This is a genomic window from Streptomyces sp. DG1A-41 (genome assembly GCF_037055355.1).
Taxonomy (GTDB): Bacteria; Actinomycetota; Actinomycetes; order Streptomycetales; family Streptomycetaceae; genus Streptomyces.
Genome location: NZ_CP146350.1, coordinates 8756032 through 8767330 on the forward strand (window position 1 = coordinate 8756032; position 11299 = coordinate 8767330).

Annotated in this window: 14 protein-coding genes; 6 read left to right on the top strand and 8 right to left on the bottom strand. The window is 70.3% G+C overall.

Going from position 1 to position 11299, the window contains the following annotated elements:
• Positions 1-157: 157 nt before the first annotated feature.
• The 4 genes from V8690_RS40490 to V8690_RS40505 form a co-directional block, all read right to left on the bottom strand.
• On the bottom strand, positions 158-721 hold the full coding sequence (locus tag V8690_RS40490; protein ID WP_338784989.1) for an acetamidase/formamidase family protein: 564 nt from the start codon (positions 719-721) through the stop codon (positions 158-160).
• 673 nt (positions 722-1394) lie between these two features.
• The gene (locus V8690_RS40495; protein ID WP_338784990.1) at positions 1395-2159 is read right to left on the bottom strand and encodes a restriction endonuclease; all 765 of its coding nucleotides are present in this window, start codon (positions 2157-2159) and stop codon (positions 1395-1397) included.
• Positions 2160-2406: 247 nt separating this feature from the next.
• Positions 2407-2550: a hypothetical protein gene (locus V8690_RS40500; RefSeq protein ID WP_338784991.1), complete on the bottom strand. Its 144-nt coding sequence runs from the start codon at positions 2548-2550 to the stop codon at positions 2407-2409.
• A gap of 132 nt (positions 2551-2682) precedes the next feature.
• Complete coding sequence (locus V8690_RS40505; protein WP_338784992.1) at positions 2683-3621, bottom strand: DMT family transporter; 939 nt, start codon at positions 3619-3621, stop codon at positions 2683-2685.
• A gap of 152 nt (positions 3622-3773) precedes the next feature.
• On the opposite strand from V8690_RS40505, the gene V8690_RS40510 reads away from it, so the two are divergent.
• A complete protein-coding gene (locus V8690_RS40510; RefSeq protein ID WP_338784993.1) occupies positions 3774-4226 on the top strand; it encodes an Lrp/AsnC family transcriptional regulator in 453 nt (150 codons plus the stop codon).
• Between the two features lie 179 nt (positions 4227-4405).
• Positions 4406-4576 carry a hypothetical protein gene (locus V8690_RS40515; protein ID WP_338784994.1) on the top strand — a complete coding sequence of 57 codons (171 nt, stop codon included), beginning with the start codon at positions 4406-4408 and terminating at the stop codon, positions 4574-4576.
• Between the two features lie 340 nt (positions 4577-4916).
• On the opposite strand, the gene V8690_RS40520 is transcribed toward V8690_RS40515, so the two are convergent.
• A complete protein-coding gene (locus V8690_RS40520) occupies positions 4917-5171 on the bottom strand; it encodes an EF-hand domain-containing protein (RefSeq protein WP_338784995.1) in 255 nt (84 codons plus the stop codon).
• Positions 5172-5864: 693 nt separating this feature from the next.
• Between V8690_RS40520 and V8690_RS40525 the strand changes: the two genes are divergently transcribed.
• The 4 genes from V8690_RS40525 to V8690_RS40540 all read left to right on the top strand — a co-directional run bounded on the left by V8690_RS40525 (position 5865) and on the right by V8690_RS40540 (position 8061).
• A complete protein-coding gene (locus tag V8690_RS40525; protein ID WP_338784996.1) occupies positions 5865-6269 on the top strand; it encodes a hypothetical protein in 405 nt (134 codons plus the stop codon).
• Complete coding sequence (locus V8690_RS40530; RefSeq protein ID WP_338784997.1) at positions 6266-7063, top strand: hypothetical protein; 798 nt, start codon at positions 6266-6268, stop codon at positions 7061-7063. The genes V8690_RS40525 and V8690_RS40530 overlap by 4 nt, the downstream gene beginning before the upstream one ends.
• A gap of 38 nt (positions 7064-7101) precedes the next feature.
• Positions 7102-7623, top strand: a complete 522-nt coding sequence (locus tag V8690_RS40535; protein WP_338784998.1) for a roadblock/LC7 domain-containing protein — start codon at positions 7102-7104, stop codon at positions 7621-7623.
• Between the two features lie 63 nt (positions 7624-7686).
• Positions 7687-8061 (top strand): hypothetical protein, encoded by a 375-nt coding sequence (locus tag V8690_RS40540; RefSeq protein WP_020276893.1) that lies wholly within the window; start codon positions 7687-7689, stop codon positions 8059-8061.
• Between the two features lie 105 nt (positions 8062-8166).
• On the opposite strand, the gene V8690_RS40545 is transcribed toward V8690_RS40540, so the two are convergent.
• The 3 genes from V8690_RS40545 to V8690_RS40555 form a co-directional block, all read right to left on the bottom strand.
• Entirely contained in the window at positions 8167-9147 is a 981-nt protein-coding gene (locus V8690_RS40545) for an alpha/beta hydrolase (RefSeq protein WP_338784999.1), read from the bottom strand.
• Between the two features lie 108 nt (positions 9148-9255).
• Positions 9256-9750 carry a lamin tail domain-containing protein gene (locus V8690_RS40550; protein WP_338785000.1) on the bottom strand — a complete coding sequence of 165 codons (495 nt, stop codon included), beginning with the start codon at positions 9748-9750 and terminating at the stop codon, positions 9256-9258.
• Positions 9751-9892: 142 nt separating this feature from the next.
• Positions 9893-11257, bottom strand: a complete 1365-nt coding sequence (locus V8690_RS40555; protein WP_338785001.1) for an FAD-dependent oxidoreductase — start codon at positions 11255-11257, stop codon at positions 9893-9895.
• Positions 11258-11299 lie beyond the last annotated feature (42 nt).

The following is an 11299-nucleotide window of genomic DNA, read 5'->3' on the forward strand; positions in this document are numbered from 1 at the left end:
CGGCACGCGGTCCCGACAATGGTCCGCACGAGCAGGGCCCGCCCACCATCCGCATCGGGGCGGGTCCTGCTCGCTTGCCCGATCGGCGCATCCGCCGGTCAACGCGGTCGGCGGACTTCGAGGAAGTCGGACTTGCGGATCCTTTTGTGGACGCCCTTCACTCCGTCGACGACCTGGGAGACCGCGAAGTCGCCTGCCGCGCTGAGGTACGCCGTCGCCAGATGGCGGTCTTGATCGGCACAAGGCAGTCGTCCGTCTCGGCTAACGGGGCGACGCGGCCGTGACCGGCGAGGAACGGGGTGGTGCCCTCGCCGAGCAGGGAGACGTCGATGTTGCCCCCGTGACGCTCGGGTGGCACCGAGTGCGGCCGCTCGTTCCCGGGTACCGCCACGCCCATCACGCCGAGGAACGGCCGCAGCGGGAAGCGCAGTGAGCCGCGGGAAGGGTCCGCCGGGTCCACCGCCATCCGGCCCCAGGCGCCACGGCGACCCGTCTGAGCGGTCGCGAAGGTGAATACGGGACCGGGCAGCGACGGCATCTCGCCGGGGAGTGCGCCGAAGCCGTGCCGTGCGGAGACCAGGCCGTACGGAACCCGGGGCGTGAGGCCGAGGACGGTCACGGCGAGCAGATCGCCGGGCCGGGCGCCGGCCACGGCGATGGGTCCCGTGACGAGGTGGGGCCCGTCATCGTCGAAGTCGTGCGGCACACCGGAGTCCGCCACCTGCGGGCGTCGTCGAGCACATGGGTGCCACTGACGCCGTAGCGGGCGGGGAACTCACGCGGGTCGCGGCCCTGGTCCTCCAGTCGGCTTCAGGGCTTCCTCCTCCTCAGCGGCGGTAGCCGCATGGGGCGGGGCGGGGTGCAGCAAAGCTGAGGTCTTCCGGGCCGCGCGGGAATTGAGATCCTGGCGCGTGCCGACGCAGCACGTGGAAGAAGTCCAGGGTCATCAGGGCGGTGCCGGACCAGGCACAGCTTCCCGTACGGGCACGCGCGCTCTGGAGGACGGCAAGCTCGTCTGCACGGCGGTGCCGAAGCTTGCCACGCTCAAGCCGTTCTATCTGCTCGACCCTGGCGCCTTGGACATCTCGCCGCTTGAAGCTGCGGCGAGCCGGGTCGTGGCAACGGTCCCTACCGCTGTCGAAGTCGATGCCTTGAGGCCGGTGGACGTCGTGGTCCTGGGGAGTGCGGTGGTCAACCGCGATGGCGCTCGGATCGGTGAAGGGGACTTTCCTGGGACCACCACGACGCCTCCAACAGCGTTGGAGGGCGAACCGCTGAGCGGGTGGAGCCCAGGCTTGAGGGCCACGGCACCCGTCCGCTGCCCAGCACGCAGCAAGCGACCCCGAGCGGGAGGGACAGGACAGCTCAGAGTTCAGGCATGTTGGCCGCACGGCTCACGACTCGGCACCTGTTTTTCCCCACCTCGCTGCCCAGCCTCCCGGGGCGGTCTCCCATGGCCGGGGACCGGTGCCGTCCGTCCACGCCTGGAGCGCTTCCCGGTCCACGCACACGATCTGGCACTGGTCGGCGTACTCCACCGCCGGCGCGGTGAATTCGCTCGTGGTGACCAGTACGGCGACGTCGGCCTCGTGGACGGTGAAGCAGGTGCCGCCGAAGCGCTGCAGGTCCTGGGAACCGACCCGGTGGGCGTCGTCGTAGTGCTTGCACTGAATGACGATCCGGCGCCCGTCGGGGGCCACGGTCACGACATCGGCACCCAGGTCCCCGGCACCTCCCACGACGTCGACGGCAGAGCAACCGTCGCGTTCGCAGAGGGCGGCGATCGCCTCCTCGAACTCCTCGGGTGTCAGGGCGTCGTAGTCGACAGCGACCTCGACGGCCGGCCGCGGACCTGGAATCGCGGGAGCTTCCAGCTCGTCGGCCGCCTCCCTCGCCGCCTCGTCGAGCGCTGCCGCGGCCCGCCGTGCCGCTCTCGCCACATGCAACCGGCGCCGCAGGCCAAGGAAGCCCGCGGCACCCACGACGACCAGGACGAACGCCCAGACGGGACGCCGCTCGAGAGCGCCGGCCACCATGCGGGCCGCGAACCCCAGGACGCCCACGACCACAGCGAGAAGGACGAAGAACAGTGCGGTTGAGCGAAGGTCGAATCCCTGTCGGCGGTTCGCAGGTGGTGTACGACGCACAGGCGCGGTCACGACATGCCCCCTTGTGGGACCGATGGGAAGATCACTCCCACCGTCTTCCCAAGATCGGGACCATCATTGTTCCGGCCGCCGCGCCGGACGCCTGGCTCGGCGGTGTCGTCCTGACGCCACGCGTGACCGACGACCGGTGGGGCGCCGCCACCGTGCCGGCCTGGAGCCGCCCGCGGCCCAGCCACCGGAGGGGTTCGCGGATGTCGGCGTGAACGGCGGCCGGTCGACGCTGGTGGGCTCAGCGGTGTCAGGCGACGGCGGCGACAGAGATGCCGATGGCAAGGGACGACCAGCCGGTGGTCAGCTCCCGGCGGTGGAGGATTTCCGGCCTGGCGAGCAGGGCGCGCAGTCGTGCCGCGACGACGACAAGGCGCTTCACCAGAACACCCATGTCCCGGTCCTGTGCTGCCGGCGACTTGGGCAGCACAGGACCGGTGAAGACGATGGTCTTGCGGTCGCTGGACGGTTCCTGTTGAAGCCTGGTCGTCTTTCCGGGGCTGGGCTTGCCCCAGGACGGACTCCTTCAGCTGCGCGCGTCGACCACGGCCGGCTCGGGAACCGCGGCTTGCTCGAAAGCCGTTCGGCGTTCGATGACTCCCAGCGCCACACCGGCGATGATGATCGCGCCACCCAAGGCCTGCCCGAGCCGGACTGTCTCTCCGTTGATCACCACGGCACCGAGCACACCGAACACCGGTACGAGGTTGAGGATGTTGACCGCGACACTCGAGGTCATTCGGCGCAGGCCGTAGTTGTAGAGAAGGAAGCCGCCGACGGAACATGCCACGGCCAGATAGGCGAGAAGTGCCGAGGCCGACCCGTTCGGTACCTGCCAGTCCCCGGCCTCCAGGAGCGAAGCGAGCAGAAAGCCGGCGGCGCCCGCCACGGTCTGGTGGTAGGTGAGCGTCATCGCGTCCTGACCGCGGCCCGCGTACTTGCCCAGCACGTTGTACCCGGCCCACACCAGTCCGCCGAGCAGCAGCAGGACATCGCCGAACCAGCGCTCGCTGCCGCCGACTTCCGCTCCGTTGCGCACGACCAGGAAGGCGCCCACGGTGGCGAGCAGCACACCGCCGACCCGGAGCAGCGGCATTCGGGTCCGGAAGACCACAAGCTCGAGCAGCATGGTCATCAGTGGGTAGGTGGCCACGATCAGAGAGGCATCCGATGCGGTCGACAGCTCGACGCCGATGTTCTCCAGCACGAAGTAGACCGTGATGCCGAGCAGGCCGCTCAGGTGGATCATTCGCCGCTGGCGGGCATCCGGCCGCGCGACCGGCTTGCGTCGCATGCGCACCATGATCCCGAGCAGGGCGGCGGCGAGCGTGAAGCGGATGGCCCCGATGCTCAGCGGACCGACGTCCGCCAGGACCTGTTTGGTCACCGCGTATGAGCTGCTCCAGAAAAGCGCGGCCGCCACCACGGCACAGATCGCCCAGCCCCTGGCTTTCCCCTCGTCCACCCCTGATCTCCCTTTCGGTCGCACTCCCCGACTCCGCCCGGACCGCATGGGAAGGCGAATCATGTACGGAGTCATGGTCCGCACGCTAGCAATTCAACGGTTGTATGGCATGCTTGCCGAATATGATTCGGAAAACGGGAGTTTGGCGGAACATGGACGAACTTAATTCGGCGTTGCTGCGGCTTCTGCAGCAAGACGGTCGGCGTACCAACCGGGACCTGGCACAGGAGTTGGGGATCGCCCCCTCCACCTGTCTGGAGCGGGTGCGCTCCCTGCGCGAGCGCGGCGTGCTGCTCGGATTCCACGCCGAGGTGGACCTCGCCTCGATGGGCCGGGGACTGCAGGCGATGATCGCCGTGCGGGTGCGGCCGCCGACTCGTGCGGTCATCGAACAGTTCCAGGCCTTCGTGGCGCGGATGCCTGAGGTGATCTCGGTCTTCGTGCTGACGGGCACCGACGACTTCCTCATCCATGTGGCGGTCCGCGACACCGACCACCTGCACTCGGTGGTCCTCGACAAGCTGACTGAGCGACAGGAACTCGCGGACGTACGCACCTCGGTGATCTACGGGCACCTGCGGCAGAACGTCATCGAGCCGCTGTGAGGCCATCCAGGGTCGTGATGAGCAGTTCGCGCAGCCGCGCCGCGACCTGCGGGCCGGACAGGCCGTACGCCTTCCAGGGCACCCGGCTTCAGGACGACCCGGACTCCGACCCCGCGCAGTGAGAAGGAAGGCACCTGATGGAAGAGCGGCGGACACGAGACAGCGCCCAGGGTGAGGGAATGTGCAAGGCATGCGGGAGCAGGCCGGCCGACCCGGCCGCGAGCGGGACGATGGTGTGCGAGCACTGCGCCACCGCGCTGGAACTGCCGGATGCCGCCGGACTGGTCGCAGACGAGGGCGCCGCGGTCCGGCGCGCGTTCGAGAACCGTGACCTGCGCCCTGAACGCTGACGGTCATGGAGGGCGCGGCGGGCAGACTCCCCGGGAAGCCCGTGCTCGCGGAACCATGCGGACCTGGCAGTGGGGGAGATGGGCGGCGCTCCTCCTCGCGGTCGGCCGGGCGGGCAACTGGATGAGCGGCCTCATCGGGGGTGAGCCAGGGTGGGGTCTGTGGTGGCCCCTGGTCAGCACCGTGATCTGGGCAGGAGTGGCCGTGAACGGCTTCCGGACCTGCACCGGATCAGAACGACGACCCTGCTGGCCATCACCGGCCGCCCACCCGCGTGACCACCCCGGAAGCCGACGAGACGGAGGTAGCGCAGCCGGCCGTCGGTCACGATCACCGCCATGCTCAGCTCCAGCCGAACCGGCGGTTCACCACCGCGGCGAACTCCTCCAGGGTCAGTACGGCATCCCCGTTCTGGTCGGCGGAGTCGAACAGCGCGGACGAAGCGTCGACGTCCTGCACTCCCCAAAACGGCAGAACACCCGAGGCGGCCAGGGACGGTCCCTTCGTCCGCAGGGCGACGATCACCTCTTCCCGGGTGAGCATCCCGTCCTGGTCGAGATCGAGCGCCTCGAACAGCCTGCGGGCCTTGTCACTCATCCTCGTCCCCGTCGCATGCTGGGCAGGCGGGCAGATCCATCCCGCTCACCAGGAAGGACGCCTTGCGCGCCGACCGGGTTGCCCGCGCGGGCGGTGGGAGCGGGAGGCGGACTGCTCCCGGCACCGGGCGGCACGCGGTTCATCATCCTGACCCTCCCGTCGGACACCGCGATGGCCGAGCCGGCGTTCGACCCCGTCGCCTTCGACCGGGAGCAGCGGGCCGACTCCCCGACGGGTCACGATGGCCTTCGTCCTCATCGGCGCGGAGCACGGGGACCGAGGGCCTCGGGAGCCGCGAGCGGCGCGGGGCGAGCCGGTGCGTCCATGGCGTACACCCACCGGCGAGCACGGCACGGAGGGGGCGAGGCGCCTCGGATGAGCACCGTGAGCGAGAGGTTCCGCCCCCGCTGTGTCCCGCTGGTCAGTGTCTCTCCGATACCGAAGAACGTAGAGGCTACGCCTGAGTGCCGGGGTGCAAGGGGGGCGAACAGTCCCCGGGGGTGGGTGCCGTCCGGAATCTGCCAGGAGCATGGCCGGACGGGTTCTGTTCACTTCGGTTCGATCCCGTCGCACCCCCGCTCGGTCCGCTGCACATTCCTTTGGAAAATGCCAAAGCCTTCACCTGGGCCGAGTACTTTCCGTAGTGTCGTGCTCACGTTCGCGGGAACGGCCGTGCAGGGGAGGGGATTCGGCGTGCCCGGAATCGACGAGAGTCTGCTGGAGGCGATGCGGCTGCCCGGTGCGCGAGGGGCGGCGGTGGTCGACTGGATCAGCGGTCTCGCCCTGGGCGCGGTGGGTGACGCACCGGGCGGCGACCTGGAGGCGACGGCCGCGGAGACCGCCGAACTCGCCCGCCTCGCCACGGAGAGCGGCGTGCTCGCCCCGGCCGGCGGCGACGGGGGCGGAGCGTCCGGCAAGGAACCACCCGTGCAGGACCTGATCATCACCAACACCGACTCGTACCACCTGCTCAGGTTCGTCACCACGACCTTCGACAGCACCGTGTTCCTGCACTTATGGCTCGACCGCGGCGAGGGCAACCTCGCCCTGGCCCGCATCCGGCTGGCCGAGATGGCGGACAGACTGGTGCTCGGGTGATCACACCGGCCCTGACCTCACGCACGGACGAACCGGCCTCGGCCCTGCTCGGCACCCTCGCAGCACAGGGCGCGAGCGGCGCTCTGTCCACCGAGGCGGGGATCGTCTACCTCGCCGCGGGACACGTCGTCCATGTCGAGTCCGCCCTCACCCCCGACGTCGGCGATCTGCTCACGCACAGCGGGGCGCTCGCCCCGGACGGCTGGTGGGAGGCGATCGACCAGGCCGGCCGCCGTTGCCGCGTCGGCCGTCAACTGGTGGACAGCGGCCACCTCGCCGCCGGCGCGCTGGAACTGTGCCACCTGGGCGCCCTCTTCGACGCGGCGTACTTCGTCCTCGCCCACGACAAACCGGCGCTCCGCTTCCGCCCCGGGGTCTCGCACTGGCTCGGCGCGGTCAGTTCCGTGCCGGTCGACAGCGTCCTGCGCGAGTCGAGACGCCGTCGCGAACTGCTGCACCGCATATGGCCCGATCCCGCCATCGACCTCGCCCCGCTCGCCCGCGCGCCCGGCAGCGACCCGGCGGCCCTGCCGGCCCGCCGCGGCCGCACTCTCGCCCAGGTCGACGGCGTCCGCACCGCCGCGCAGATCGCCACCGCCCTCGCCTGCCGCACCTTCCACACCCTCGTCGAACTCCGCCGCCTGGCCGCCGCCGGGCTGGTCGTCCCCAAAGCCCCCGCTCCTGCCACCGCCCCCGTGTCCGCCGAGCCGGGCCCCGCCCCTCGTCCCACGGCACCGGACGAGCCCGACACCGCACTGCTGCGACGGCTCCTGCACGCCTTGGAGGCACTGTGATCCGCGCGCGACGACAGCGTGCCGAAAGGAGACTGCTCATGGCCGTCGAGACCGACGTCCTCGACGAACTGCGTCGGCTCCGCACCCGCATCCCCCGGCTGACCGGTTCGCTCGCGGCCACCGTCGACGGACTCGTCCTCGCCCACGACGTCCCGGGCACCGAACCGGAGGGACTCGCGGCACTCACCGCCGCCGCCCTCGGCGTCGCCCACCGCATGACCGATGCCGCCGCCCGCAGCGACTTCCGCGAGCTGCTGGTGCGCGGCTCCGCAGGCTACGTCGCCACCTACGCGGCCGGGGCGACCGCCGTCCTCACGCTCCTCGCCGAGGACCGCGTCAACGTCGGCCGCCTCCACCTGGAGGGCCGGCGCAGCGGCGCCAGGATCGCGGACCTGGTGGCCACGCCCGTCGGGCCGGGCACCGGCCGCCACGCCGACCGCCCCGCGCCCGCCGACCACCTCGCGTCGACGCCCCCGGCCACGGCCCGCCCCATCGGCACCCTCCCGGTACGCACCCCGCAGCGGCCCACCCACCAGCCGCGCCCGCAGACCGGCATCTGAACCCCCGGACCTCCGGAACGTCCCGACCGACCGAAGAAACACCGAACGAAAGGAACCGCCCGCATGGCCAACACGGAGACCGCGCTGAAGGAATGCCTGAGCTCCATCGACGGAGCGACGGCCGTGGCACTCGTCGACTACACCAGCGGCATGGCGCTCGGCACCCTCGGCGGCACCAAGGACTTCAACCTGGAAGTCGCCGCCGCCGGCAACACCGATGTCGTACGGGCCAAGCTGCGCACCATGGAACTCCTGGGCCTGAAGGAGGAGATCGAGGACATCCTGATCACCCTGAACTCCCAGTACCACCTCATCCGCCTGCTCAAGGGGCGCGGCGGCAGCGGACTGTTCCTCTACCTCGTGCTCGACGCGAGCCGCGCGAACCTGGCGATGGCACGCCACCAGCTCCGCCGGATCGAAACAGACCTGGAGGTCTGAGCCGGTACCACCGGACGGGCGCCCTCCGTCACGGAGACGTCGCGGAGGGCCCCGGCCCGCCGGACGGCCGCAACGCGCGGACGACACCCGCTCTGCCGGGCCCGATCACCTGGACCGGGGGAGGCCGGCGAGCCAGTCCGTCAGGAGCCGGTTGGTCTCCACGGGGCGTTCCTGCTGGAGGAAGTGCCCGCAGCCGTCGAGGATGTGAGAAGCCGTCAGTCCGGGCAGGGTGGCCGGGTACGCCTCGATCGCGTCGGCCAGCCAGGTCGTGGACGCGTCCAGGCCGCCGCCGATGAACAGCGACGGCTGCGTGACGGGGGCGCCGGCGAAATCCGCCAGGTCCTGCCAGTCCCGGTCCATGTTCCGGTAGCGGTTCAGGGCGCCGGTCATCCCCGTGCGTTCGAACTCCCCGGCGTAGACGTCGAGGTCGGCCTCGCTCAGCCAGTGCGGCAGCCGGCCGACGGGGAACCGGTCGCGCAGCGTCCCTCCGCGGGCGACGAAGTGAGGGTCGGCTTCGGGCATCGTGCCGGCGGACAGGGCGGCGTAGAAACCCGCGAGCCAGCCGCGTACGTCGGGCTCGATCTCCGCCTCGGCCCGGCCGGGCCGCTGGAAGTAGGAGACGTAGAACTCCTCGTCGCCGCCCATCCGCGCGAAGACCTCACTGGGCCGGGGGCCGCCGGGCGGCGTGTACGGCACGCTCAGCAGCCCCACCGCGCGGAACACCTCGGGCCGGACCAGCGCGGACGTCGCGGCGATCGTCGCACCCCAGTCGTGCCCGACGACCACCGCCGACCGCTCGCCCAGCGCCTCCACCACGGCGGCGTTGTCCTCCACCAGTTCGAGCATCCGGTAGGCGTCCACCGCCGCGGGCCGGGACGAACGCCCGTAGCCGCGGACGTCGACGGCCACCGCGCGATAGCCCGCGGCGGCCAGGGCCGGCAGCTGATGACGCCACGCGTACCAGGACTCGGGAAACCCGTGCAGCAGCAGGACCAGCGGTCCGTCCCCCTGCTCGACGAGATGGACGCGGCCGGCCGGTGAAGGGACGAGGCGATGCGTGCGGTCGCCGGCGGACGTCTGCGACATGGATCCTCCTGCGGTCCGGAGAGTGGCGTTCGGTCCACCCGATCATCCAGCGCCCGCCGCGACGCACACGAAGCCTTTTGCCGGTCCGGCAAAAGGCGCAGCCGAGGCTCAGCCGTGGAACGTGATGTACCCGTTGCCGTCCTTGTCGGATCCGCTCTTGGTGTACGAGTGCACGTCGGCATAGCTGCCGGACGGCTTGTACACGTAGATCGTGTCCTTGTCGTTGTTCCACATGAAGTTGCAGTTGTCGCGGTAGACGACGTTCTTCGCGTCGGAGTCGGTCCCGTTGCCGCCGCGCAGCTTCACGTAGTCACCCGGCTGAAGGGTATGGCTCGCGGTGAAGGTGAACTTGTTCCCCGCGGCGTCCTTGACCACGTACCCCTTGAGGTTCACGGTCGTCGACCGCGAGTAGTTCTTGATCGTCAGGTACTCCTCGTCGGTGTTCCCCGTCGAGCAGCGGTTGGAGTCCCTCCCGGGAGCGTCGTACTGGATCCCGCGGATCTTCAGCGCGGAGTTGTACTCGGCGGCCTGGGCCGGAACCGCCGTCAGGGCGGCCAGGGCTCCGGCAGCGGCGGCCGTGGTGGCGACAAGGCGTATACGCATGGACGTTCGTCCCCCTTGAATGGCCTTGTAGTGAAGGCCATGTGATGGTTTGGTGAAGCATCCGGATCGTACACGGTTCAAGCACGCATAAGGGCGGGTCCGGTGACATTGCCACCGGACCCGCCCACGGGTGTTTGTGAGGTCAGGCGCCGCTCGCCCGCAGCATGTCCTCACGCTCGACGATCTTCACGCGCTCGCGCCCCTCGGGCTCGCCCAGCGCCTTCTCCGCGGCGTCCAGCTTGTACCAGCCCTCCCAGGTGGTGAAGCGGACGTTCCGCTCGGCGAGGAACGCGTCCACGGCCTCGGGGCCGGGGGTGGCGGGCGTGTGCAGCCGGCCGTTCGCGTAGTCGTCCAGGAGATTGGCCACCGTCTCGTTCGCGTCGCCCTTGGTGTGCCCGATGAGGCCCACCGGGCCGCGCCGGATCCAGCCGGTGACGTACGTGGACTGGAGGTGCTCGCCGGTCTCCTGCAAGACCCGCCCGCCCTTGTCGGGGACGGTGCCGGAGTCGATGTCCCAGGGCAGCTTGGGGAGTTTGTCGGACAGGTAGCCCACCGCACGGTAGACCGCGCTGACGTCCCAGGTCTTGAACGTGCTGGTGCCCTTGACGTTGCCCGTGCCGTCGAGTTCCGTGCGCTCGGTGCGCAGCCCGACGACCTTGCCGTCCTCGCCGAGGATCTCGACCGGCGACTCGAAGAAGTGCAGGAAGAGCTTGTGGGGCCGGTCGCCGACGTCGCGGATCGCCCAGTTCTCCAGGGTCTTGGCGACCATGTCGGCCTGCTTGTTGCCGCGCCGGGTCGCGATCGAGCCCTCGTCGTAGTCGATGTCCTCGGGGTCGACGATGACCTCGATGTTGGGGGAGTGGTCCAGCTCCCGCAGCTCCATCGGGCTGAACTTCGCCTGCGCCGGGCCGCGGCGGCCGAACACGTGGATCTCCTTGGCCCGGTTGGCCTTCAGGCCCTCGTAGACGTTCGCCGGGATCTCCGTCGGCAGCAGCTCGTCCGCAGTCTTGGCCAGGACGCGCGCGATGTCGAGCGCGACGTTGCCGACGCCGAGCACGGCGACCTTCTCCGCCTCCAGCGGCCAGGTGCGCGGCACGTCCGGGTGGCCGTCGTACCAGGACACGAAGTCCGCGGCGCCGTACGAACCGTCGAGCTCGATGCCGGGGACGGACAGCGCCCGGTCGGCCATCGCGCCGGTGGCGAAGATCACGCCGTCGTAGAACGCGCGCAGGTCGTCCAGGCTGATGTCGGTGCCGTAGTCCACGTTGCCGAAGAGCCGGATCTGCGGCTTGTCGAGGACCTGGTGCAGGGCGGTGATGATGCCCTTGATCCGCGGGTGGTCGGGGGCGACGCCGTAACGGATCAGGCCGAACGGCGCCGGCATGCGCTCGAAGATGTCGATGGACACGCCGGGTTCGGCGGCCACCTCGGACTTGAGCAGGGCGTCGGCGGCGTAGATCCCGGCGGGGCCGGATCCGACGATGGCTACCCGCAGGGGGCGGGGCATGGTCAGGTTCCCTTCGAGCGGCGACAAGCGATCTCGCCGTGA